This window comes from Turicimonas sp. TL08, assembly GCF_054660695.1.
The window spans coordinates 36,909-62,050 of record NZ_BAAGDP010000006.1; the positions used below are offsets into that span (position 1 = coordinate 36,909).

Genomic DNA, 25,142 nt, shown 5'->3' on the forward strand with positions numbered 1-25,142 from the left:
TATACTAACGGAGGAATGAGAGATTACTTTCTTTCAGGAGAAAGATTTTCTCATAATGTGAATTACAGACATTTACCGAAAAAAGCGCCGGTTCGATAAAAATACCTCCTTTGAACCTACTTTTTTGCAACCAGACAAAAAAGACATCTCGTCAAAGTTTTAAAATAGGGAGCTTAATCTTAAAAACCTACAAGTTGGAGAAATAATTAAATGGCACACGTTGTCACCGAACCTTGCATTCTCTGCAAATACACCGACTGCGTTGACGTCTGTCCTGTCGACTGCTTCAGAGAAGGTCCGAATTTCTTAGTCATCGATCCTGATGAATGCATTGACTGTGCAGTTTGCATTCCGGAATGTCCGACTAACGCCATTATGGCTGAAGAAGACGTTCCTGAAGATCAACAAGAATTCATCGCCTTGAATGCAGAATTAGCAAGAGTTTGGCCTTCCATCACCCGCATGAAGCCTCATACTGACGAAGCAGAAGAATGGCGCGACGTGTTGGTTAAACGTCAATATCTTAAAAAGGAACTCGAATGATTCCTCAGAAAGCAGTACCCATTAAGCTCCTCCAGAAGCAAGTCTGGAGAGAAGGATTAGTTTCTCTGAGATTTGAGAAGCCGGATTCTTTTACTTTTAAGCCCGGACAATTTGTTCGTTTAGGAATCGAAAAAGATTTTGCTGAGGGTACTGCTTACGAAGGTCGTCCCTATTCTATGGCGTCTCTTCCGGAAGATCCCTTCCTAGAATTCTTTATTGTTGAGGTTCAAGGAGGAAGGGTTTCCAGTGCACTGACGACTTTAGAACCGGGACAATCCTGTTACTTAGAGCCGGAACTTTGGGGTTCTATGCTTCCGGAAAGAATTCCGGGAGGAAATACTTTATGGTGCATCTCCTCCGGTACCGGCTTGGCGCCCTTCATGTCCATTCTTCAAGACGGATCTGTTTGGAAGCAATGGCCGAACATCGTTTTGGTTCACTCGGTCAGATACTCCGAAGACTTGGCATACACCAACCTCATTCAGAAATTTACGGACGATTCTAGATTCGGTGCCAATCCAAGTCACTCTTTCTGCTATGTTCCTGTGATTACCCGTGAAGCTACACAGTTCTTATCTCAAAGAATTCCTGCTTTAATTGAAAGCGGTGATTTAGAAGCAACGGCAGAACGCAAGTTAGATCCGGTTGAATCCCGTGTTCTTTTATGCGGCAATCCGGAAATGCTGAAATCCGCTCGAAATGTCCTTAAAACCAAAGGATTTGTGTCTCCGCGCAGGGGACAGCCCGGAAATCTTCTCGCTGAAAACCTCTGGTAACCATCTTTCTTTATGGATCAATTAGTTCTAAAGATTGACAGCATTCTTCCGCAGACGCAGTGCGAACAATGCGGCCATAAAGGCTGTCTGGAATATGCCAAAGCCATCGTGAGCGGAGAAAAAATAAACCGCTGTCCTCCCGGAGGAGACGACGGCATCCGTAAGCTTGCTTCTTTATTAGAGGTGGAAATCCTGCCGTTGGATCAATCTTGCGGAGAGCATGTTCCCTTTGAAACTGCCGTAATTAATCCAAAGCTTTGCATCGGATGCAAACTCTGTGTTACGGCCTGCCCCACCGATGCCATCATTGGTTCTCCAAAACATATGCATCAAGTAGATCCTGTTTTTTGCACGGGATGTTGTCTTTGTCAGATAGCCTGTCCGATGGACTGCATTGATATGGAACCAGCGAATAGAGAATGGACTGAGGAAGATAAAAACCGTTCCAGACAAAGGTTTAATGCTAGGAATCTGCGCAGAAAGCAGATAGAAGAAGAAAAAGAGGCCAAGCTCAATGCCAAAGGATCAGCAGCGGCTAAGAAAGATCTCCTCGCAAAGCTTTTAAAGAAGAAACAATGAATCAGGCAAAAAGAATTGAGATTTTAAAGGTGCTTCAAGCAGACAATCCTGACCCGAAAAGCGAATTGGAATATTCCACTCCTTTTGAGTTGTTAATTGCTGTTGTTCTTTCTGCTCAGGCCACCGACAAGAGTGTCAATGAAGCGACTCGGCATATTTTTCCTATCGCCAACACTCCGGAAAAGCTGTTGGAGATGGGCCCGGAAACCTTTCTTGACCACATCAAGAAGATTGGACTTTTCAGAACTAAGACCAAAAATGTGATGGAACTATGCCAAACCTTAGTTGATAAGTACCACAGTCAAGTTCCTCAAGAATTTGACAAGCTTGTTGAGCTTCCGGGTGTTGGCAAAAAAACCGCCAGCGTGGTGATGAATGTCGCTTTCGGTGAGCCGAAAATCGCTGTGGATACGCATGTTTTCCGCGTTGCCAACCGCACAAAATACGCAACCGGAAAAACACCTGAGCAAGTTCAAATCAAAATGGAACGGTACACGCCTTTAGAGTACCGCGTCAATGCTCATCACTGGTTTATTCTTCTCGGCCGCTACATCTGCAAAGCCAGAGCTCCCGAATGCTGGCGCTGTCCGATTAAAGACCTCTGCGAATTTAAAGAAAAGCTTCTTGAAAAACCAGAGAAGAAAAAAGTCAAACAAATGAAGCCCGGTACTTGAGCTTCAAGGCAGAAAAGAGGTCTAAAAAGGCCTCTTTTCTATTGACTATGCACCGGCAGATTAACTGAAAAGCCGAGATATCTAGAGAGTCTAAAACTTGAACTCATTAGAAAGAGAGTTCTCTTTCTGCAGCATCTTTATCCATTTCTTGGCAGGAACCTTCAAGCGCGCTTGAATTTCTGCAGCCCGTTCTTTCAATTGTTCAATGGAATAATCCTTCTTTTCACCTTTAGAGGCGATCACAATGCGGTTCCCTTCTTGAACTTCGGGCATGATAAGCACTTGACCGTAAAATGCCTCAGAAATCGCCTTGTAACTTTTTTCGAAATCTTCGCCTCCGAATAAATTAAAACTGGCAACTCCTCCCTCTCGGAGTGCTTTCCTGCAAAGACGATAGAAAGGCACATCATCGTAAACCGGACCCCAAGCTTCTGCATCGTAAATATCGACCAAAAGCCAATCGACAGGTTCGAAATTTCCCTCAGAAAGATATTTCTTGCAGTCTTCAAACACAATCTTCAGATGGTCATCTTCATCGGGAAGCTTGAACCACATCCTGCAGGCCATATATACATCTTCAGAAATTTCCACGACTGTAGTTTTAGCTTCAGGCAGATATTTCCAAGTGAATTTGGCAAAGCCTGCGGCCCCCAGACCTAGTTGCAGAATTTCCTTAGGATGGGGTTCGAACAGAGCCAACGCCATCATAGACTGCTGATACTCAAGAGCAAGACGGTAGGGACGATTAATCTGCATCCCTCCTTGAATCCATTCAGAGCCAAAATGCAAATATCTATAACCACCCAATTCTGAAAAATCTACCGGTGTTCTTACTTTTTTCTTTGCCATCAATATGCCTTTGAAAAAAACTGGATGCCACTAATCAAATTTGAGGAAGAATTATAGAAGCTCCGAGGAGACTCCTTTCAGTGGAACCATATTCGATAAACACGATCTTTTGTTTACTCGAAGATAAAAAATTTGCCTCCTCTCTGAAGCGGAGAAGAGGCGTAAATGAATTTAATTTATATAGTCAGTCGGACTAATTGCCTTTAGCCTGCATTGAATCAACCAACATGGTATTCATTCTTTGGACGAATCCTGCTGGATCTTCCAGAGTTTCACCTTCCATTAACTGTGCTTGCTCTAACAAGAGTTTTGCCCAATCCGGAGAGAAAGCATTCTTTTCCTGCAAACGAGCAACCAAAGGATTATTCGGATTCAATTCCAGAATCGGCTTACTTTCAGGAACTTCCTGTCCGGCCATCTTCATCATTCTGACAAAGGCCGGATTTAAAGCGTTTTCATCATTGACGATACATGCCGGAGAATCCGTCAGTCTTAATGTCATGCGGACGTCCTGAACGGAAGAACCTAAGGCCTCCTTGAACTTATCAATCAAAGGCTTGAATTCAACTTGAAGTTTTTCCTTTTCTTCTTTTTCGTTCTTGTCAGACAAATCGCCGAGGTCTAAATCTCCCTTAGCAATATTGACAAAAGACTTACCTTCGAATTCTGTCATGAACTGCATGAGCCATTCATCGATTGGGCCACCCATGAGAAGAACTTCAACATCCTTTTTCTTGAAGAGTTCAAGCAACGGACTCTTAGCGGCGGCTTCCGGTGTGTCGCCTGTAACATAATAGATGCTGTTCTGGCCAGTCTTCATTCTGGCGAGATAGCCTTCTAATGTAGCGGTCTGTTTGCCTTCTGTGGCTGTAGAAACAAATCTCAACAGCTTCTGAATTCTTTCTCTGTTGGCAGGGTCTTCTCCCATACCTTCCTTCAAGACATTTCCGAACAAAGCCCAGAATTTGTCGTAGTCTGCAGCCCTGCTGGCTGCCAAATCTTCAAGCATGGAAAGAACACGCTTTGTAGAGCCATCGCGAATTGTCTTCAAGTCTCTGGACTGTTGAAGAATTTCACGGCTGACATTCAAAGGAAGATCTTCAGAATCGATTACGCCGCGGATAAAGCGGAGATATTTAGGCATCAACTGGGAGGCGTCGTCCATGATGAAGACGCGTTTCACGTAAAGTTTTACACCGTTAACGTGTTCTCTGTCCCAAAGATCGAATGGAGCAGCACTTGGGACGTAAAGCAATTGGATGTATTCGTTTTTGCCTTCTACTTTGTTGTGTGTCCAAGTCAAAGGATCGCTTGGATCGTGGGAAACATGATGGTAGAACTCTTTATACTGATCTTCAGTAATTTCAGATTTCGGTCGTGCCCATAAAGCTGCGCCTTGGTTGATAGCTTCCCATTCTCCGGTGTCGATGACTTTGTCATCTTTGTATTCGTCTTTACCCATTAAAATCGGAGTAGAGATGTGATCGGAGTACTTGGTGAGAATATTGCGGAGTCTGAACTTGCTTACCAAGTCTCTGTCTTCACTCTTCATATGAAGAATAACGTCCGTACCGAAATGATCCCGTTTTGTATTTTCTACAGTGAATTCACCCTCACCGTTACTTTCCCAGAGAGTAGCGGAATCAGCAGGATCTCCGGCTTTGCGTGTAACAACGGTTACTTTATCGGCAACGATGAAAGAAGAATAAAAGCCAACGCCGAACTGACCGATAAGCTGTGCATCCTTCTTTTGGTCTCCGGAAAGATTCGCAAAGAACTCTTTAGTCCCGCTTTTCGCAATCGTACCCAAATGAGAAATGACTTCTTCTCGAGTCATACCGATACCGTCATCGCTGATAGTAATAGTTTGAGCGGTTTCGTCTACGCCGATTCGGATGGAAGGATGAGGATCCTGAGATAATAATTCCGGTTTTTTGATGGCTTCGAACTTGAGCTTATCGATAGCGTCAGATGCGTTAGAAATAAGTTCTCTTAAGAAAATTTCGCGATTTGAATACAGCGAATGCACCATGAGGTGCAGCATTTGTTTAACTTCGGTCTGAAAACCTAAGGTTTCCTTTTTTTGTTCACTCATTTCTTTTATTCCTTTTAAATTTTCCCGATGATTTCTATTTGGGGATTTCTAAGTATTTTTCAAGATATTTGGCGAACATTGGAATTAGACTAACAAAAACGGGAAATCACAAAATGTGTAACTCCTGAGATATGTTTTTAATTGTTTTAACCAATCGAATGCGAGAATGAACTCGGAAACTAAAAATCAAACACCCCCAAAGTCGCAGAGGGTATTAAATTCTACTAATTCCATCATCGGTGATCTTTTGAAGCTTGCAGGCCAAGCAGACATTATTTCTTTTGCCGGCGGCCTACCCTCACCGAAAAGCTTTCCTATTAAAGAAGTCGAGAAAGCTACTCAGACTGTTCTAGAAAAAGAAGGTGCTTTGGCTCTTCAATATAGCTCGACGGTCGGAGAGAAAACTTTAATAGACCAAATTGTTAAATACATCAACTCAAAAGGCGTTTCTGCTAAAGCGGATGAAATCCAGATTGTATCCGGATCCCAACAAGCGCTTGATCTCCTAGGCATGGCATATATTGACAAAGGTTCCCTAGTGGCTGTTGAAAGCCCAAGTTACCTTGGTGCCATTCAAGCCTTTGATCTTTATGAACCGAAATACATTGAAATCCCAACTGACGAGCATGGTCTTAATCCAGACTTGATTGGCCCGGAATTCAAAAACATTCGTTTCGCCTATGTCATTACAACATTCCAAAATCCAACCGGATTGACACTGTCGGTTGAAAGAAGAAAGAAACTTGCTGAAAAAGCCCGTGAATATGACTTCTGGATTATTGATGACAATCCATACGGCGAACTTTATTACGACCAAGAACCGCCTCCGTCAATGAGACTGTACGCACCGGAAAGAACCATTTCTTTGGGAACCTTCTCCAAGGTTTTGGCACCGGGCTTCCGCTTAGGCTATGTTGTCGGTCCGAAGGAAGCTATTGCTCCTCTCACACAGCTTAAACAAGCGGTAGATTTGAATACTTCTACCTTTACTCAGCTCATCACTGCTCAAATCATGGAAGACGGTTTGATGACAACACACCTTCCGGCCGTCAGAGAAATCTATAAAACCCAATGCGAGTACATGCTTAAAGCCATGGACAAGTATTTTCCGAAAGAGGGAGTTACATGGACAAAACCTGACGGAGGCATGTTTATTTGGGTAACGCTCCCGGAAAGCATCAATACCGACGAACTTATGAAAGAAGCCGTTGCACGCAAGGTTGCTTTCGTTCCGGGTTCTGCTTTCTATACCGTTGGAAAGGAAAAATACAACTCCATGAGATTGTCCTTTGTTACGGTTCCTCCAGCAAAAATTGAGGAAGGCATCAAGACACTTGGGGAATTGCTCAAGGAAAAACTAGACTGATACCACAAAAAAAGAGTGGCACGTCCACTCTTCTCTTTTATTAAAAAGCATCGCCAGAACTTCGGCGATGCTTACCGGTTGAGATAACTCGAAAACCTTGCCAGGAATTTCAATTGGAGTTAAATATCATCTGAGACCGGATTTAAAGGTATTGCACATTTCAGGATTGCCGGAATCAAATCCGACTTTGAACCATTTGTAACGCTGTTCCGAAGTGCCATGAGTAAAGCTGTCCGGCACTACCCTTCCCGTGCTTTGTTTCTGCAGTCTGTCGTCCCCGATTGCCGCAGCTGTTCTTAATGCTTTCTCCAGGTCACCCTGTTCGAGGATGCCTTGTTTATTCATATCGTGTCCCCAAACCCCGGCTAAGCAGTCTGCTTGAAGCTCAAGCATTACTGAAAGTTGGTTAGCTTGTTTTTGAGAAACGCGCGATTGTTCTTGGCGGACTTGGTCGGCGATGCCCAATAAGTTCTGAACGTGATGGCCGACTTCATGAGCTAAGACATAGCCGAGAGCAAAATCTCCGCCTCCGCCTAAGTTTCTCTGCATATCTTTATAGAAAGACAAGTCAACGTAGAGTTTGTTGTCAGACGGACAGTAGAAAGGTCCCATAGCAGCTTGTCCGTAACCGCAAGCAGTTTGAGTTGAGCCGGAATAAAGAACCATTTTAGGAGGCACATAATTCTTACCTGAATTCTTAAAGAGCTTACTCCAAGTATCTTCAGTGCTCTTCAAGGCAACGGAGGAGAAATTTGCTAACTGCTGTTCCTCTGCCGTCGGTTTATATGTTTGATTTGAATAAGTTGCCGGATCAGACCCAAATTCTAAGACGGGCGTTAGATCAATGCCGAAGTATCCAGCTACAAGAACAACTGCCAGTACAGCCAATCCCATTTTTCCTTTAGGTAGGTTCATGCCTCCGCCAAATCCGGATTGGCCTCGTCTGTCTTCAACGTTATTGCTTGTTTCTCGTCCTTGCCACCGCATAATTGCCTCTGACACGATTATCTAATTACCAATTGTAATCACCTCCTTAAAAGAATATTACGGGAAAACCCCAAAACGGAACTAAAAGCACTGTCTGTTATTGGGAATAGAGAAGATTGCAAGTTGGCCATTTTTATGAAGAAGTTTTACACGAGAAGACTTGGATATGCAATTATCAGAAGTGCTGAACCTACTGAGGCAGCAACGGATCCAAAATGACATTTAATGAATTAGCTTCTTCTTTTGATACTGTTGGGCAGAACTACGAAAAGTTCCGTCCTAGCTATGTGCCTGAGCTTTACCGTGAAATATTTGCATCGTGCTCACTTAATTCAACAAGTCAGGTTTTGGAAATTGGAATCGGTACCGGGCAAGCCACACTCCCTTTCTTAGAGGTTGGCTGCCAGCTGACAGCAATCGAGCCGGGTATAAATCTTGCTGACGTCTGCAAGGAGAAGTTCTCCAACTATCCAAACTTGCACCTAATTTCCGGCAAATTCGAGGACGTATCTCTCCCGAAAGAGTCTTTTGACTTAATTTACTCCGCAACGGCATTCCATTGGATTCCTGAAGTGTTGGGTTACCCGAAAGTTTTTTCACTTCTCAAGGAAGGCGGCATCTTTGCTCAGTTTGCTAACCATCCGGATCCATACATTGAAAATCCGGAACTCGGCCCGGAACTCAGAAGACTCTACGATAAGTATTTTTATTCTTTCCGGAAAAACAAGAAAAATAAGTTCAGCGGGTTCACAGAAGAAAATGCAAAGGTAAAAGCAGAAACCGCTAAGAAGTACGGCTTTCAGGACTGCCGTTATTTTCTCTTCCGAAGGATTCGAACCTTTTCTGCAAAAGAATATGTTGGTCTTTTGAGCACCTATTCCGATCACATTGCTATCAAAGAACCGATTAGAGCCGAATTCTTTTCAAATATTGAAGAAGTAATTAACAATCATGGCGGAGCAATAAAAATCAGAGATACCTTAGAACTGCAACTCAGTACAAAAAAGACGTTATCCCCCGGTAGAAGGTAGTAAGAGGTTACCTTTAATATGGGATTTAAAAAGGGGAACCTGATACTTAAAATAGTTACTGTCGGGAGAGAAAACCCGACCTGTATTCCTGGAGAATAATATGACAATCAATAGAAGACAGCTTCTAGCAAGCTCGATAATTGCTCCTTTCGCTTCCCTTCCTTCTTTAGCATCCGCTGCTGATTTATGCTCAGTTCCTCAAGCCTGGGACAAGACCTATGACGTTATCGTCATTGGATCCGGAGGTGCGGGCTTATCAGCCGGCATTGTCGCAAAAGAAAAAGGTGCCAATACCGTCGTTTTGGAAAAATTACCTTTGCCCGGCGGAAATACAATGGTTTCCGGCGGAGGTTTGAATGCTGCAATTGAAGCTGACTACAAAAAAGCTGGAGTCAAAGACTCTCCTCAACTGCATACTGAACAGACTCTTGCCGCCGGTGACAATAGAGCAGATCCGGAGTTGGTAAAGACACTTTGTGAAAAAGTTCCTGAAAGTGTTGAATGGCTGAAAAAAGTCGGCGTTCAGTTTAAACCCGGTATTTACCAGATCTACGGCGGTCTCTGGCCGCGCTGCAGAAACCCTGTCGGTCAAAGCGGCGGTGATTATATTAAAGCCTGTACACAATATGCCAAGAAGATTGGCCTGCCAATCCTAACTTCTCATAAGGTCACTTCGATTATTCGTGAAAAACCTGACTCCGGCCGAGTCCTTGGTGTGGAAGTTGACTTAGGAAATGGTAAAAAAGAATACTGGAAAGCTAACAAAGGTGTAGTTGCAGCTGCCGGCGGCTTTGCAGCAAATCCTGAAATGTGCGCTTTCTTTGATCCGAGATTAACAAAGCTGAATACAACAAATCAACCCGGTTCAACCGGCGAAGTCCTTAAAGCAATTCAAGGCATCAATGGCTTAGCGGTCGGAATGGACTACATCCAGTGCATCCCTTGGACCGCCCCGGGGTACAAGCACACCGCCGACATCTTCCAGGCTATCGAATACACTGTCTTCCTCAATAAAGAAGGAAAACGTTACGTTGCTGAAGATGCTCGCCGAGATGTGATCAGAGATGCAACTTTGGCCCAAACGGATCAAACCGTATTTCCGGTCTGCGACGCAGATGGATTCGACAAGAACAATGAGTACTACAACGAAATGAATCACCGCGCATTAGAAAACGGTACTCTTTTCAAAGCCGATACTATCGAAGAACTGGCTAAGCTTATTAACTTGCCTCCGAAGGAAATGGCTCAGACCATTAAAGAATACAACGAAATGGTTGATTCCAAGAAAGATCCTCTCGGCAGAAGCGAGTTAATGCTGAGCCACAAGATTGTAAAAGCACCGTTCTACGCAGGTCCTATCGGCATGTGCAGACACCACACTATGGGCGGCGCTAAGATTAACACTAAAGCTCAGGTAATCGACCGCGACGGTCAAGTGATACCGGGTCTTTATGCAGCCGGAGAAATTACCGGAGGAATTCACGGGTCTAACCGTGTCGGCGGAAATGCCATTGCTGATATCTTTACATTCGGAAGAATTGCAGGAGAAAATGCAGCAACCGGAAGTTAAGTAGCGTCGTAGGCTAAATCTGAATGGGCAAGAAGTTTTTCTTCTTGCCCATTGTCTTAATAAATATTTGACTGAACTATATTAGAACAAAAGACCGGTGTTTCCTTGTTCTTCAGAAGTCAAAACAAAATCCTCGAGCTGTCTATCTGCATCAGTTTTGCCAGTTTCCTTCTCCTCCTTCTCAGACACAGTCTGTGCATTTGAAACAGCAGAGACAGTCGGTTTCTCATCGGCTCTGGTCTGGGTGTTCTCGGAAACGCCGCCCTCGCCTTCGTTGGCACCCGGAACCTCTAGCTTCTCGTCAAACTTAGAAGGAAGCAGATCGTAGTAATTCCACTTGTTCGGAAGTTGTTTTCCTTTTCTTGCCCGCTTCATCTTGAAGGTTTCAATTAGGCGCGGTCCGATCGGATAAGTTTGTTCTTTGTTTCCTCGGCCTAAGCCGCAAGCAATCACACCCTTGGAAGAAGACGGTAAAGCGGCAACCAACCGGTCGCCTTCAGCCAAAGAAATAAGAGCAACACCTCGGCCGCCGTTGGGCAAACTTCTCAATTCATCGATTTCAAAATCTAAGAATCTTCCGGCTTGAGTCAAAACGGAAACTAAAGTCTGTGCGTCGGTAAACATTCTCAACGGCAGAGGCTTGACTGTTTCGTCATTAAGCGTAAAGAACGTCTTGCCGCTCTTCTGACGAGAAACCATGTCTCCAAGTTTGCACCAGAACCCATAACCGTCACTGCTGGCCAAAAGAACTTTGAAATCAGAATCTCCGCAGACATAGCTGAAGGGGGCATCTTTATCCTGGAACTGGACAAAAGCACTCACATGCACACCGTCTCCTCGGCCGTTAGGCAGCTGAGACACCGGTACGGAATAAACTCGTCCGCTGTGAGCCATCACAATCAAATTATCAACGGTACGGCATTCGAAAGACGCCTTTAGAGAATCTCCAAGTTTGAACGAGAGATTAGCAGCATCACAACCGTGGCCTGTTCGGGCTCTCAAGAAACCTTTTTCACTAATAATGACAGTGACAGGTTCATCGGCAACTTTCTTGACGAGAGTTGCGGTTTGAGCCTGTTCAATTAAGGTTCTTCTTTCATCTCCGTACTTCTTGGCATCGCTTCTGATTTCTTTGCAGACCAAGGCTCTAAGTTTGGAATCATTATTGATGACATCCAACAAAGCGGCTTCTTCAGACTTCAGCTGGTCAATTTCTTTTTGAAGCTTAATTTCATCAAGATTTGCCAACTGTCTTAATTTCAATTCCAAGATGTCTTCGGCTTGTGCATCCGTCAAACCAAAGGTCTTCATTAAAGCAGCTTTAGGATCTTTTGCCTCACGAATCAGTCGAATGACTTCTTCGATATTGACGATAATCAGCATTCGGCCTTCTAAGACATGGATTCTGCCTTGGACATCGTTCAAGCGTGTCTGAGAACGTTTGAGAACGGTTCCGAGCCTGAAAGTGCACCATTCGGAAAGTATTTCAACCAGTCCTTTTTGTCGTGGCTTACCGTCAATGCCGATAGCAACCAAGTTGAATTTACATCCGCACTCGAGACTTGTCTTGGAGAATAAGATGTTGACGAACTCATTTCTGTCGACTGTCTTGGATTTCGGTTCAAATACGATTCTTACCGGATTATCCGTATCGGATTCATCTCTTACGGTATCTAAGATACTCAAAAGGAGAGCTTTATCCTGCTGCTGTTTAGCCGACAGTGTCTTTTTGCCTGCCGGGGCTTTCGGATTTGTCAAAGAATCCAGTTCTGCAAGAACCTTAGCTGCGCCTACCTTATAAGGCAGTTCGGTTACGACTAATTGCCATTGGCCTCGGGCAAGTTCTTCGAACTCATAGCGTGCTCGCAGAAGAAGAGAACCGTAGCCGGTGGAATAAGCGTTCTTGATATCTTTTTCCGAAGAAATAATTTGAGCGCCGCCCGGGAAATCAGGTCCGGGGATAAACTGCATCAATTCATCCAAAGTAATCTTTGGGTTCTTAATAACCGCTTCGGCAGCATTAGCAACTTCAACCAAGCTATGCGGAGGAATTTCCGTAGCCATACCGACGGCAATACCGCTGGCGCCGTTAAGCAAAATGAACGGCAGACGAGCAGGCAACGTAACCGGTTCTTTAAAGGCGCCGTCATAGTTCGGAACAAACTTGGTTCCACCCTCATCAATTTCTTCGAGAAGCAGCTCCGAGTACTTACTCAGTTTTGCTTCCGTATAACGCATATGGGCCGGGCTGTCGCCGTCCTGCGAACCGAAGTTTCCTTCACCGTGGACCAAAGGGTAGCGCATGGTGAAATCCTGAGCCATACGGACCATAGCATCGTATGCTGCCACATCGCCGTGAGGATGAAATTTACCGAGGACGTCACCTACGATACGAGCGCTCTTGACTTGCTTAGCTTCAGCTACGAGCCCCATTCTTCTCATGGCATAGAGAATTCTTCTCTGTACCGGCTTTTGTCCGTCCGATACTTCAGGAAGAGCTCTGCCTTTAACCACGGAAATAGCGTATTCCAAGTAAGCGCGGCTGGCAAAATAAGCTACCGTTAATTTGTCACCGCCGTCATCATCATTGGTTAGAGCTTGCTCAACAATATCCGTCGGATCATTAGTCGGGACTATAGAAACCTCTCCGAGAGTCTTATCGACTTCTTCCAAAGCTTCGGGGTCAGAGGTTTCGGCTTCAAAGTCTTTTAATTCTTCAGTGCCGTCTGCCGAGGAGATTTCCGTTTCTTTGATATCTTCCTTGAGAGACTGCACTTCTTCTGTTTTTTCTTCTTCCTTGGTCATTTCTTCTTCGATGACTGGTGTCTCTTGGGCTACTTCTTCAACGGCTGTCTGAGACTCTTGAGGCTCAGTTTCAGGATGTTCAGCTTCATCTTCGAAATCGAAGAGGAAACCGCTTCCATTGTCCGGAATGTCTTCTTCCTTAACCTCAATGACATTGGCTATCAGCTCTTTATCAGCCTTCTTTTTGCTCTTTGAATTATTTTTATCTGTTGATGCCATGATTAGATATCCGGTTCAAATTGATCACCATGGCGTTCAATCCAGCGTCTTCTGGATTCAGCCTCTTTTGCTGCCATCAGAATATTCATGGCAGATGTTGTGAGCTCTCTGCTGATGCCACCCAGACTCAAGGGCAATAAGCGTCTTGTTTCAGGATCCAGGGAAGTTTCCTTGAGCTCTTTTTCGTTCATTTCGCCAAGACCTTTGAAGCGAGAAATTTCGATTTTGCTTTCAGGAACCTTTTCTTTCTTGAGCTTCTCTAAAGTCTTATTTAATTCTGCTTCGTCCAAGCAATAAATTCTTCTCTCTTTCTGTCTTCCAATCTTCGGAACGATGACCTTAAAGAGCGGAGAGACTGCGATATACACATGCCCTTCATCAATCAGCTTCGGGAAATGCTTATAGAAAAGAGCCGTCAGCAGCACTTCAATATGAGAGCCGTCAACGTCAGCATCGGCCATAAAGCAAATTTTGCCGTATCTTAGAGAAGACAAATTCGGATTATCGTCCGGACCGTGAGGATCTACTCCGATGGCCACTGAAATATCATGAATTTCTTTATTGCCGAAAAGAAGATTGCGATCCACTTCCCACGTATTTAAAACCTTTCCTCTTAAAGGCAAAATCGCTTGGAACTCTTTATCGCGAGCCTTCTTGGCCGAACCGCCGGCGGAATCACCTTCTACCAGGAATAGTTCGTTTCGAGAAATATCTTCACTCAAGCAATCAGTCAGTTTGCCGGGAAGAACGGCAACGGATGAGCCTTTTCTCTTAGCGACTTTCGTGACGGACTTTTGACGAACCTGAGCTTGTTTAATAACCAACTCAGCTAACTTCTTGCCGTCTTCAATGTGGCTGTTAAGCCAAAATTCCATTTGAGGACGAACGAAAGCAGAAACGAGCTTTAGTGCATCGCGGCTGATTAACTTTTCTTTAACCTGACCTTGGAATTGTGGATCCAAGACCTTAGCGTTCAATACAAAACTTGCACGCGTGAAAATATCGTCGCCGATAAGTTTTACGCCTTTCTGAGAGAGGCCATGCTGTTCGATAAACGACTTCAAGGCTTGAAAGATACCGTCCTTGAGGCCTGCTTCATGAGTTCCGCCCTGCGGGGTAGGAATCAAGTTAACGAAGCTTTCTCTTTCTAAGCGACCTTCTTCAGTCCATACCACCACCCAGCTGGCACCTTCACCGGCAGAGAAATTTTCATCATCGTCTGCAGCAAATCCTTCTGCTTCGAAGGGACGAATTTCAGGCGGCTGATCAAGCTGCTCTAAGAGGTATTCTCTTAAGCCGCCGTTATATTTCCAACGCTGGTGAATATCTTTTTCTTCGTTGTTGTAGACCACCTCACAGCCGGGAAGCAAAACCGCTTTACTTCTGAGCAGTCTGACCAAGGCTTCTGTGGGAATTTTTGCCGAATCAAAATATTTAGGGTTCGGCCAGCAACGCACTCTGGTTCCGGTTTCTTTCTTTAGTCGAGGAGATTTAACGCTGACAAGACTTTGAACGACGTATCCGTTTTCGAAAACTATCGTGCTTTCGAGTCCCTCACGCCAGACAGTAACTTCCAACTTGTCGGATAATGCATTAGTAACGGAAACACCGACGCCGTGCAAACCGCCGGAGAATGAGTATGCTCCGCCGCTGGTCTTATTGAATTTACCGCCGGCATGCAGGCGAGTAAAGACTACTTCGACTACCGAACATTTTTCTTCCGGGTGGATACCGATAGGAATTCCTCGGCCGTCATCTTCTACCGAAACCGAACCGTCAGCGTGCTGAGTCAAAATAATCTTAGTACCGAAACCGGCGAGCACTTCATCACTAGCGTTATCAATAACTTCCTGGATGATGTGCAGCGGATTGTCGGTTAAGGTATACATTCCCGGCCGCTGCTTTACCGGCTCAAGTCCCTTCAGAACTCTAATGGAAGACTCGGAATAATCTTGGTTTGTCTTATTAATTTCTTCTGCCATGCTTTAAAGGAAGTGGTTACGGTCAACTACTTTCGAACCCGTTATTTTACCTCCAAATCAAATTTACAGACGCCTAGAAATTCGGTTAGAATTGCGAGACTTGGCTCCCCATAGTTGAATGGATACAACGCGGTCCTCCTAAGACTGAAGTACAGGTTCGATTCCTGTTGGGGAGGCCATGACCCGTTGACACTCCGGGCTTATAAGAAAATCCAGAATCAAACTCTACAAAAAGCACCACTTACTCATCTGTGGATTTCTGCGCAGAATTTTTAAATCTTGAAAGCTTCTTTGAAGCTTCGAGATTTGTTATTAGGAGACTAGCAGCCTGATAGGAAAATCAACTTCTTGGGAAGAATACGTTTGACAAACTCTAAATGTCAAAAATTAGTCTTGCCAAATATTTAAAAGTTATTAATTTCTATCTATTTCCGCTAACTTCTTCTATTCCTCCGCCATTTATGGACTACGCCCAAAATCATCACGATTTCGTCATGGAAATGTAAAAAATGATATTATTTGCCCACTAGAGATTTCCCTTATATCCCTTAAATGCGTTGTTCATTATTAGCCATTTTGATTGCTGCTCTAATGCAGCCTGCATTTGCTGCCGACAGAACTGTCGTTACAGCCGGTTCTTTTGCCCAAGAGAAACTTCCCTTAAGTTTCCCAGTGGCAAGAACCTGGTTATATGAGAGAAGTGATAAGCTGAAAGCAAGCTCAGCCGCGGTACGAAGCAAAGAAGAAGCTCGAGAATCAATCAAGACTTTAGGCGGTCCAACTGTCAGTGTTCAGGCCGTTCAAATCGCCGGCCAAAAGAAAATCGATATTCATAAAGATATTTCTCTGCCTATGCTGGGCTCCATTCCTATCGGACTGGATGAAAAGTATTCATTAAACGGTCCTCGTGCCGCTGCAACGGCAACTTGGCCGATTTATACAGGCGGCAAAATCACCGCGGCCCAAGAAGCAAGCAAATATGCTGTAGATGAAGCTATTGCCAGTAAACATCTGACTTCCGAAGAACTTGATGCACAATTGGCGGGCTATTATTTCGGTCTCCAACTGGCGGTTTCTGTAGAAAAACTGCAGAAGGCCATGCTGGATCAACAAAATAAAGAACTTCAAAAAGCCTTGAAATTCGAAAAACAGGGCATGATCAGCAAAGTCGAGAGAATGTCAGTCCAGGTCTCTCGAGACAACACGCACCGCGAATACTTAAAAGCAAAAGATAATGTCAAAGTCGCCACGCTTCAGCTTTCCCGGCTTTTGAGAGATGAGCAGTTCGGTAAATTGACTACCCCGCTCTTTGTTCTTAAGGGTCCGATGAAGCCTCTTAAGTACTGGGTTGACACGGCTCTGGCTTCCAACCCTCAGCTAGCCGTTATTCAAGCTCAGGCGAATCAAGCTAACGAAGGCATTAAGGCAGCTAAAAGTGCATGGGCACCGCAAGTTTTTGCATTCGGTCAATATAACTTTATTAAGCATTACCAGACCTTAGTGGAACCGAATTGGATTGCCGGAGTTGGTGTTAATTTCACACTTTGGGACGCCAAAGACCGAAGAGCCTCAGTCAGAAGCGCGGAAGCCACTTTAGAACAAGCAGAAGCCGGCAAAGCCGAAGCAGTCAACGCTGTCAGAACAGCCATTGAAGTTGCTTGGCTGAAGACTCAAAATGCGATTGACCAATACAAGCTCAGTGCCTCTACCGTTACATTGGCCAGAGAAAATCTGCAGCTAAAAAATAAAGGTTTTGATGAGGGCTTAAATACAGCTCTTGATGTGACTGAGGCTCGTTCTCAGCTTCTTAAAGCTGAGGTAGGGCGCCGTCTCGCGGCCTTTGAATTTGTCTCAAATTATGCAATGCTTCATGCAATCGCCGGAAAAATGGCAGACTTTATGAATGCGGTAAACGACAAGAACGTTATAGTTGAGCAATAACATGACAGAACAAAACAAGAATAATACTTCCGCAGAAAATCCTTCCAACAACTTTCAGCAGGAGATAGAAACCGATGAAAAGAAATCTTTACGTTTCGGAACTATTCTTCTCCTTGTACTTTTAATTGCCCTAGTTACTTTTATTGTTTGGGGCATTTATCAAGCGGCCTTCCCGCCCAAACCTCCGCTTCAGGGCCAGATGGAATCCCGTACGGTCAGCGTCTCCTCTAAAGTTCCGGGCAGAGTTCAAAAAATACTTATTCAGGAAGGTGACTTTGTAACTGCCGGGCAGCCTGTGGTTGAAATGCATCTCCCCGAACTAGAAGCCAAACTTGCGCAAGTAGAAGCTCAAGAGCGGGCTGCAAAACAAAAGCAAAGCCTTGTTGATGAAGGCGCAAGACCGCAAGAAAAAGAAGCCGCTAAGGCAGAATGGCAAAGAGCAGTTGCCGCCGAAGAGTTAGCTCGCAAGACTTACAACCGTATCGCCGCTTTATATAAAGACGGCTTAGTATCCGCTCAGCGCTACGACGAAGTTAAAACCAATTGGACGGCTGCGACTCAACAAGCATTAGCTGCTAAACAGCAATATGACATCGCTGAAATCGGTGCCCGTCAGCAAGAAAAGAATGCCGTTGCCGATTTAACTTCAGAAGCGGCAGCCGGAGTTGAACAAGTAAAGTCTTTGACAGAGAGTAAGACACTCTACTCTCCGATTGACGCACAAGTTGAGAAGATTATCTTCACTGACGGAGAATTAGCCGCAGCCGGCTATCCAATCGTTACTTTAGTTAACCTCAATGATCAGTATGCGACATTCAATATCCGTGAAGCGCAGATGCCGGGGATTGAAATCGGCAGAATTCTTCATGCGACCGTCCCTGCACTCGGTGATAAAGAGATTGACTATAAGATCTACTACATCAGTCCGCGAGCAAACTATGCCACATGGAGAAGTACACGCCAAGACTCCGGGTACGATATGAGAACGTTTGAGGTACGCGCTCGTCCTATGACAAAAGTGGACGGCCTACGTCCCGGCATGAGTGTTTTAGTCCAAAAGTAGCCGCTTATGCTCTCTCCTATTGCGTGGCTTAACGCCGTAACCCGCACCACTTTCCGGGAAATTAAGTGTCTTGTTAAAAATCCCGGAGAAGTGCTGGTGACGTTTGTTTTTCCTTTGGTCTGGATGCTTGTCGTCTGGGGACTGTTAGGAAGAGGCGTAATCGAACAGGTCCCCGTGGCTATGGTCGATAATGACAACACGAGCGTCTCACGCCAAGTTGCTTTGGAATTGTCTTCTATCCGCGCCATCAAACCTTTGGCCGTCAACACGCAAGCAGAAGCCTTGGAAGAACTTAAAAAGGGAACGGTTTACGGCATTATCTCCATTCCATTCGGCTACATGAAAGACACGCTTTCAGGCCGAGGCTCCTCTATTTCCGTTTATTTGGATGAGAACCGCTATGCCGTTGCCGGAGGCCTTCAGGGTGATGTCGCCGGCCTAATGTCGGCTCTCAAACTTCAGCAAACTGCAAAGTCTTCGTTAGCAACCGGAATCGGGCCCGATGGCGCAAAACGTTTAGTTGAAGTAGTTCATTCCGATTTCTATGCTCTCGGAAACATGGGAATGAATTTCAATGCTTTCTTGGGAAGCAATTTAATCCCGGGCGTTTTGTTTCTTGGCTCGATGTTTTGCTTCGTGACTGCCATTATCAGAGAGGACTACCGCAAAACCATCAAGGACTGGCTGGATAATGCGGACAACAGTATTACCGCGGCTTTAGTTGGAAAGCTTGCTCCTCATTACTTTATTTACTCTCTTATTATTCTTTGGTATCTGGCTTTGTTTGCCGGCCAAGGGGGATGGGCCCCAAGCGGTTCTCTATTTGTTTGGTTTGCTTCGGCTTTAATGTGCTTAGCGGCTTTCTTGGGGTCTGCCGTTCTTGTCTGCGCCATTGCTCCAACTTGGCGATTTGCATTGGTTGTGGCATCCGGTTATGCGGCTCCCGCCCTTCCGTTTACAGGCTTTTCAATTCCGATGGACTCTATGGGCCCGGTAGTTCAATTCTTTGCCAAGCTTCTTCCCCTTACCTGGTTTATCGAGGGACAATCTCAGCAATGGGTAATGGGTGCGAATGTCCGCGACATGGGCGAAATTTTTACCTGCTTAGGTCTGCTCATCATAATTCCGCTGATTTTCGGCATTCCTTTGCTGAAAAGAAAATATTTCCGCAAAGAAAAAAATCTCGAGGCAGATCCCGTCAGCCTTCTCTCAATTTTAAAAAAGAAGAGGTCCTCATGAAATCTTGCGGATGGACCGACTGTTTTGTAGAAACCGTTAAGGAGAGCCTTACCAACCTCTCCTGCTTTTCGTTCTTCTTAGTCGCGATTTTCTTCTATTCTTTTTACTACGCTTGGCCGTATACGGCTCAGCTTCCGGATCATATCTCCGCTGTGGTGGTTGATTTGGACAACACTCCGGTTTCGAGAGAGCTTACCCGAGGTTTACAAGCTGTTTCTCAAATAGATGTAAAAGGCGTCACCAACAATCCTGAGACAGCGATTCGGGATTTAAAAAACGGAAAATTTACGACGCTAATCACCATTCCAAACGGCTTTATGAAAGACGCTATTACCGGCGTTCCCACGGCCTTGGAATTAGTTTCGAACGGAGCGTTTATTGTGAAAGCTCGCTCCTCTATAGCAGGGGCTGCGGGGCCCTTACAGGAGATAGCTTCGGCTGCGATTGCCGCACAATTGATTAAGCAGGGAGTCCCCATCAGTACGATTGCAGCAAGTGCAAATAAACCGCCTGCAGTGATATTCCAACCAATGTACAACACGGTCTCGGGATACTTGAACTTTGCGGTACCAATCGTATTCTGCATTATTTTCCAGACGGTAACTTTAGCCGGGGTAGGAACACTCATTAATGAATGGTTCTGCGCCAAGCAGATGCCCTTCCCTTTAGTTCGAGCCATACAAAGTCTTCCATATCTGTTTGCTCTTTATCTTCCGTTCTTCTGCATTCTGCTTTTCTGGACGCTGTTTCTTGAAGGAGCATCCTTTGCTTGGCACGGCATAAATTCGTTCCAGAATATTCCGGCAACATTAGCTGCCTGTGTCTTTTTATCCATGGCAGTGTGTGCTTTAGCATTAGTAGTAGCTTTTGCGTTTAAACGGACAAACTACGCCGTACAGGCCGTCGTTCTAACTTCTCTGCCCTGCGTATTTATTACCGGCGATTTGTTCCCGCTGCAAAACATTCCAAACTACATCAATATGATCGCCTTCTTTATTCCGTCCACACCGGCAGTACATGCCATGCTGAGAGCGTCGCAAGCCGGTGCCTCAATTGGACAAATCATGCCTCACTTGCTCCACTTATTTGGCCTGGCTGTGTTTTATTTGACCATTGCTTATTTAATTGCCCGAACCTACCGCAACGACTACCAAGTCATCAGCAGTCCGTACTCTTTGAAAACCGTCAAAGAACAGACTGTTCTTTCAACTAAATAATTTAACTTACGACACCAAAATAATTAGGCGGAGATAAGCTCGAAAACATACTCTCCGAACTTAAATTCCTTGTCCTAAATTATTTTTTAGTAATGCGAAGCACCTCGCTGGTAGTAAACATCCTCACGGCAAGAGAAGCATGATTGACCTTTCTCCGGTATTTCTCTACATTTTGTATATAAGAGGGTGGCATTCTTGCTGGCATCGTCATTGTTTGCAGTCCCATCGTCTCTCGCATTTTCACTATGTTTCCTTGGTAGGCAGGTAAGAGATTTTTAGTACCGAGGTTAGAGGAGAAAAAAAACTGCTGAAGGAACGTACGTCGGTATAATTCAGTTCCTGTAGGAGTACTTATGAGTAAGGATATGACTATGCATTTTATGACAAGTGCAAGCTTTCCATCTTTAGGAATGCCGAGTATCTGCACACCTCCGTACCGTAAACTTGCCTTTGAGGCAAAACCTGCTGGACTAAATAAAACAAAAACTCACGCCGAGCGCCGTCACACGCCTAATAAAGAAACTAGAGAAACCATTGAAAAAGCTCTTCGAGGTGAAGATGTCTATGGACCTTTTAAAACGTATAAAGAGATGATGGCTTTCTTAGATGCTTAAGTCCTTGTACAGCCTCAGGCCCTCCCAGAAATACATCTTAGAGCACCTGACCATTCCTTTCTGATGTCATACTCGGCTCAACTACAGGAACTTCAAAAATGGTTAGAGACGGCCTCTTTTTAGTAAGAATGTACGGTGAAAAACATGATGACCACTGGGCCTTAATGTCTTTGGATTTTGGCGTTGCCGCACAAGGTAAAACTGTTGAAGAGGCCCTTTCACGGCTTGATGAGCAGATGAAAGAATATATTTATGACGTTACTGTGGGAGAAGATAAAGAGTTTGAAAAAGAGCTTCTGTCTCGCAAAGCCCCCTTAGAATTTTTTGTTAAATACAAGTGTTCTGCCGCCTTATTGGGCTTTCTATGCATTGTCTAATCACAGCTATCAGAATCATTCAGAAGAGAAGAAAATACTTTTACCTTGCTTGGTCGGCACTCATAAACAAATCGAAAGAAGAAGCCGAAAGTAGTTTCGAAAAACCATCTCACGCCTTATCACCTTTAAAATCCTGAGGAATGCCGAAGGTAAAGAAAAGTTCCTCCAAAATCTTTCTGCCCGAGAATACTTTATTTTTTCAACGATGCGTACAAGTCGAAATCATCTGAATCCTCGACTACGACTTCAACCATGTCTCCTGGTTTAACTTCCGGCTTTCCTTCAATGTAAGTAACACCGTCAATTTCCGGAGCCTGGAATTCAGAACGAGCGACAGCCACATCATTTTCCTCATCGTATTCATCTACGAGGACCTTAAGTGTCTTTCCGACGTGCTTCTTCTGAACTTCTCTGGAAATATCCGCCTGAAGCGCCATCAATCTTTCGCGTCTCTCTTCTCTAACTTCTTGCGGCAAAGCACCGGGCAGTTCATTAGCGGCAGCCCCTTCAATCGGTGAATAGGCAAAAGCGCCGACACAATCCAATTTGGCTTCTTTTAAGAAATCGAGGAGATACTCGAACTCTTCTTCCGTTTCACCCGGGAAACCGGTAATGAAGGTGGAACGAATGGCTATTTCAGGACAAATCTTTCTCCATGCTTCAATTCTTTCCAAGTTCTTTTCGCTGCCCGGTCTTTTCATTGCTTTCAGTACGCGAGGATGGGCATGCTGAAACGGAACATCCAGATAAGGAAGAATTTTCTTTTCCGACATCAAGCCGACCCACTCGTCTACGGAAGGATAGGGATAAACATAATGCGGCCTTACCCAAACTCCAAGCTTGGCAAGCTCTTCGAAAAGCACATTAATTTTGGTTTTAACGGCTCGTCCGCCGATAAAGTCCAATTTATATTTAACATCGACCCCGTAGGCGGCAGTATCCTGAGCAATCACGATTAACTCTTTAACACCATCTTTAACCAAATTCTCGGCCTCACGAAGAATAGAGCCGATTGGTCTGGAGACTAATTTTCCGCGAAGAGACGGGATGATACAGAAAGAGCAATGATGATTGCATCCTTCCGATATTTTCAAATACGCATAATGCTTCGGCGTTAAAAGAATTCCGCCGCCGGGAACTAAACTGTCAAACGCTTCATGCGGGGGAGGAAGATTTTCATGAACCATAGCCAACACTTTGTCGGTTTCTTCCGGGCCCGTTACTCCCAACAATTTAGGGAACCTGAGCGCAACAAAGTTGCCTTCTTCGGTTTTCTTACTGCCTAAACAGCCCGTGACGATAACTTTACCGTTTTCCGCCAAAGCCTCTTGAATAGCTTCTAGAGACTCTTGAACCGCTGAATCAATAAAGCCGCAAGTATTGACGATTACCAAATCAGAATCTTGGTAAGTGGAACCGATAGCGTAGCCTTCAGCGCGGAGAACCGTGACAATTCTTTGACTGTCTACCAAGTTTTTAGGGCAGCCTAAAGAGACAAAACCAATGCGGGGGATTCTTCTTGTCATTTATAAGTTACTTTACTAATGGTTTATTAAGGGTCTTGGCGGCGTCTTCATAACCTCCTAAGTTCTTAACATTTTTGTATCCGTTCTTCTCAAGGATGTCCTTAACGGCTTCGGCACGTCTGCCGGAACGGCAATAAACCAAGACGGTGTCGTCCGGCTTGATATTGAAACTCTTAAACTTCTGCAAAAAATCAGGAGAATAGTAGTCATCGACGAGAGCACCCTCAATCTTCCCTGTCTGATTAACTTCAGGCAAAGATCTGACATCCAAAATATATTCTCCGGCCTGTGCGCTCATACAAATTCCAAGTGTAAATAAGACAATTGATAATTTCTTAATCATAGTTAGTCCTGCTTTGTGCAACGTATTGCTCAACTAACGTGAGCACTTGTTTAAATTCATTCTGGGTCGTGAACAGATAGAGCTTTCCCTTCAGACCGGCCTGTACGACAATCTTGTTGAGATTAGGATTTGCTCGGACGGAAACAATATCTTTCCATTCGAATTCTCTACTACGAGAAGAGTGTTTGTTCATATAAAAGTTATGACGAACTCCGAACAAAGATAAAAAAAGACTGATTACCAGATCTACCTCAGTATAGAGCGGGCAAGCCGATTGTCTGAATTCGGAATAAACGCCGAATTTGTCAATTCGATAAAAGATTTGACGGTGCGGCTTAAGGATCAAAATAATCGCGCAGATAAGAAATGCCAAAAAAGGCAAAATCACGAGAACCCAAGGGCTATCTAACATCAGGTCAGGATCGACTGCATATAAAAAGGCCACAGCGCCGACAAACGCTGCAGTTCCCAAAGCCCAGTCAACAAATTTCAGCTGCTTAAAGGCTGGCTGAACGTAATACCATTGGAATTCTTGAAAATCTTCCTGGTTTGCGGTCTTATTGTTTGTAGATGACTGCGCCATGTCTTCCCGTTACTTTATCTCGCCTATAACTATAAAATCTATCGGGATCACCGTATGTACTTAATCCCGAATCATAGACTTCGTTTACGCCTGCAAGTTTAAGGGTTTCGGAGGCTAAACCCGAGAAATTCAAAAGAAAACCTTTCTGATCCGGAATAAAGTATTTATCGGCAAAGGGAGCCAATTCGCTCTTCAAAAAGATGTCTTTAACATCCTGCTGGACCACAAAATTCTCGGCATCGAGGCACGGACCAATCCAAGCCATGATTTCGATCGAGGGAGAACTTAACTTTTCCTTCATTTTCCTGACGGATTCTTGAATCACGCCTGCGGCCAATCCTTTCCAACCGGCGTGGCAGGCACAAACGATCTCTCCGTCTTTTGAACACAAAAGAATCGGCAGACAATCTGCGGTCATTACAACACATCCGATATTGGGTTTAGTTGTAAAACATGCATCCGCATCTTCGGCGTCAGAGACAATTTCATCGGCTTCCAACACTCTTGCGGAGTGAACTTGATTAAGGAACCTCAGATCCTTGCATCCGAGACTTTCTACGATTTCACGATTTTTTCTGACACAGTAGGGACTGTCGCCGACATGTTTTCCTAAATTCAAACCGTTAAATCCGTCAGCACCGCCGTAAGCACCGGCAGAAACTCCTCCGTTTCTGGAAGTGAAAAAAGCTTTAACGTTGCCCGGAGCGGGCCAATTTGGCTCGATCAGTTCAATCGAAGGTTTTTGAAAATTACTCATAGAACT

Annotated in this window: 23 protein-coding genes and 1 tRNA gene; 15 read left to right on the top strand and 9 right to left on the bottom strand. The window is 44.7% G+C overall.

What is annotated here, in order from left to right:
• Positions 1-210 precede the first annotated feature (210 nt).
• The 4 genes from fdxA to nth are packed head-to-tail and all read left to right on the top strand — an operon-like array spanning position 211 to position 2,572.
• Entirely contained in the window at positions 211-543 is a 333-nt protein-coding gene (gene fdxA, locus ACYQ4O_RS04410) for a ferredoxin FdxA (protein WP_308514261.1), read from the top strand.
• A complete protein-coding gene (locus ACYQ4O_RS04415) occupies positions 540-1,319 on the top strand; it encodes a ferredoxin--NADP reductase (RefSeq protein ID WP_308514262.1) in 780 nt (259 codons plus the stop codon). Before fdxA ends, ACYQ4O_RS04415 begins: the two co-directional genes overlap by 4 nt.
• A 12-nt stretch (positions 1,320-1,331) precedes the next feature.
• Entirely contained in the window at positions 1,332-1,898 is a 567-nt protein-coding gene (locus ACYQ4O_RS04420; protein WP_308514263.1) for an RnfABCDGE type electron transport complex subunit B, read from the top strand.
• Positions 1,895-2,572, top strand: coding sequence for an endonuclease III (nth, locus tag ACYQ4O_RS04425; RefSeq protein ID WP_308514264.1), 678 nt, complete (start codon positions 1,895-1,897; stop codon positions 2,570-2,572). The genes ACYQ4O_RS04420 and nth overlap by 4 nt, the downstream gene beginning before the upstream one ends.
• 90 nt (positions 2,573-2,662) lie before the next feature.
• Here nth and ACYQ4O_RS04430 read toward each other — a convergent pair whose 3' ends face one another.
• Positions 2,663-3,421 carry a spermine/spermidine synthase domain-containing protein gene (locus ACYQ4O_RS04430; protein WP_308514265.1) on the bottom strand — a complete coding sequence of 253 codons (759 nt, stop codon included), beginning with the start codon at positions 3,419-3,421 and terminating at the stop codon, positions 2,663-2,665.
• A 193-nt stretch (positions 3,422-3,614) separates the two neighbouring features.
• Positions 3,615-5,516, bottom strand: a complete 1,902-nt coding sequence (gene htpG / locus ACYQ4O_RS04435) for a molecular chaperone HtpG (RefSeq protein ID WP_460174866.1) — start codon at positions 5,514-5,516, stop codon at positions 3,615-3,617.
• 166 nt (positions 5,517-5,682) lie between these two features.
• Here htpG and ACYQ4O_RS04440 point away from each other — a divergent pair, with 166 nt between their 5' ends.
• The gene (locus ACYQ4O_RS04440) at positions 5,683-6,882 is read left to right on the top strand and encodes an aminotransferase-like domain-containing protein (protein WP_460174867.1); all 1,200 of its coding nucleotides are present in this window, start codon (positions 5,683-5,685) and stop codon (positions 6,880-6,882) included.
• A gap of 126 nt (positions 6,883-7,008) precedes the next feature.
• Here ACYQ4O_RS04440 and ypfJ read toward each other — a convergent pair whose 3' ends face one another.
• A complete protein-coding gene (ypfJ, locus tag ACYQ4O_RS04445) occupies positions 7,009-7,869 on the bottom strand; it encodes a KPN_02809 family neutral zinc metallopeptidase (protein ID WP_066591662.1) in 861 nt (286 codons plus the stop codon).
• Between the two features lie 215 nt (positions 7,870-8,084).
• On the opposite strand from ypfJ, the gene ACYQ4O_RS04450 reads away from it, so the two are divergent.
• A complete protein-coding gene (locus tag ACYQ4O_RS04450; protein WP_460174868.1) occupies positions 8,085-8,900 on the top strand; it encodes a class I SAM-dependent methyltransferase in 816 nt (271 codons plus the stop codon).
• A gap of 100 nt (positions 8,901-9,000) precedes the next feature.
• The gene (locus ACYQ4O_RS04455) at positions 9,001-10,470 is read left to right on the top strand and encodes an FAD-dependent oxidoreductase (RefSeq protein ID WP_277037230.1); all 1,470 of its coding nucleotides are present in this window, start codon (positions 9,001-9,003) and stop codon (positions 10,468-10,470) included.
• Between the two features lie 81 nt (positions 10,471-10,551).
• On the opposite strand, the gene parC is transcribed toward ACYQ4O_RS04455, so the two are convergent.
• On the bottom strand, positions 10,552-13,494 hold the full coding sequence (gene parC / locus ACYQ4O_RS04460; RefSeq protein ID WP_460174869.1) for a DNA topoisomerase IV subunit A: 2,943 nt from the start codon (positions 13,492-13,494) through the stop codon (positions 10,552-10,554).
• Positions 13,495-13,496: 2 nt separating this feature from the next.
• A complete protein-coding gene (locus ACYQ4O_RS04465) occupies positions 13,497-15,476 on the bottom strand; it encodes a DNA topoisomerase IV subunit B (RefSeq protein ID WP_308514275.1) in 1,980 nt (659 codons plus the stop codon).
• A 104-nt stretch (positions 15,477-15,580) separates the two neighbouring features.
• Here ACYQ4O_RS04465 and ACYQ4O_RS04470 point away from each other — a divergent pair.
• From ACYQ4O_RS04470 to ACYQ4O_RS04505, 8 genes are all read left to right on the top strand, one after another.
• Positions 15,581-15,655: transfer RNA gene (locus tag ACYQ4O_RS04470), tRNA-Arg, on the top strand.
• Between the two features lie 198 nt (positions 15,656-15,853).
• A complete protein-coding gene (locus ACYQ4O_RS04475) occupies positions 15,854-15,982 on the top strand; it encodes a hypothetical protein (protein ID WP_460174870.1) in 129 nt (42 codons plus the stop codon).
• Between the two features lie 46 nt (positions 15,983-16,028).
• Positions 16,029-17,417: a TolC family protein gene (locus ACYQ4O_RS04480; RefSeq protein WP_308514276.1), complete on the top strand. Its 1,389-nt coding sequence runs from the start codon at positions 16,029-16,031 to the stop codon at positions 17,415-17,417.
• Position 17,418: 1 nt separating this feature from the next.
• The gene (locus ACYQ4O_RS04485) at positions 17,419-18,480 is read left to right on the top strand and encodes an HlyD family secretion protein (RefSeq protein WP_308514278.1); all 1,062 of its coding nucleotides are present in this window, start codon (positions 17,419-17,421) and stop codon (positions 18,478-18,480) included.
• Between the two features lie 6 nt (positions 18,481-18,486).
• A complete protein-coding gene (locus ACYQ4O_RS04490; protein WP_308514279.1) occupies positions 18,487-19,719 on the top strand; it encodes an ABC transporter permease in 1,233 nt (410 codons plus the stop codon).
• Positions 19,716-20,936, top strand: a complete 1,221-nt coding sequence (locus ACYQ4O_RS04495; RefSeq protein ID WP_460174871.1) for an ABC transporter permease — start codon at positions 19,716-19,718, stop codon at positions 20,934-20,936. The genes ACYQ4O_RS04490 and ACYQ4O_RS04495 overlap by 4 nt, the downstream gene beginning before the upstream one ends.
• Before the next feature lie 353 nt (positions 20,937-21,289).
• A complete protein-coding gene (locus ACYQ4O_RS04500) occupies positions 21,290-21,550 on the top strand; it encodes a hypothetical protein (protein ID WP_460174872.1) in 261 nt (86 codons plus the stop codon).
• Positions 21,551-21,648: 98 nt separating this feature from the next.
• The gene (locus ACYQ4O_RS04505; protein WP_460174873.1) at positions 21,649-21,927 is read left to right on the top strand and encodes a hypothetical protein; all 279 of its coding nucleotides are present in this window, start codon (positions 21,649-21,651) and stop codon (positions 21,925-21,927) included.
• 191 nt (positions 21,928-22,118) lie between these two features.
• Here the strand turns inward: ACYQ4O_RS04505 and rimO are convergent, their stop codons facing one another.
• The 4 genes from rimO to pgeF are packed head-to-tail and all read right to left on the bottom strand — an operon-like array spanning position 22,119 to position 25,136.
• Positions 22,119-23,453 (bottom strand): 30S ribosomal protein S12 methylthiotransferase RimO, encoded by a 1,335-nt coding sequence (gene rimO, locus ACYQ4O_RS04510; RefSeq protein WP_460174874.1) that lies wholly within the window; start codon positions 23,451-23,453, stop codon positions 22,119-22,121.
• Positions 23,454-23,460: 7 nt separating this feature from the next.
• Entirely contained in the window at positions 23,461-23,796 is a 336-nt protein-coding gene (locus ACYQ4O_RS04515; RefSeq protein WP_460174875.1) for a rhodanese-like domain-containing protein, read from the bottom strand.
• Positions 23,789-24,379, bottom strand: coding sequence for a hypothetical protein (locus ACYQ4O_RS04520; RefSeq protein ID WP_460174876.1), 591 nt, complete (start codon positions 24,377-24,379; stop codon positions 23,789-23,791). The genes ACYQ4O_RS04515 and ACYQ4O_RS04520 overlap by 8 nt, the downstream gene beginning before the upstream one ends.
• Positions 24,354-25,136, bottom strand: coding sequence for a peptidoglycan editing factor PgeF (gene pgeF, locus ACYQ4O_RS04525; RefSeq protein WP_460174877.1), 783 nt, complete (start codon positions 25,134-25,136; stop codon positions 24,354-24,356). Before pgeF ends, ACYQ4O_RS04520 begins: the two co-directional genes overlap by 26 nt.
• Positions 25,137-25,142: the final 6 nt, after the last annotated feature.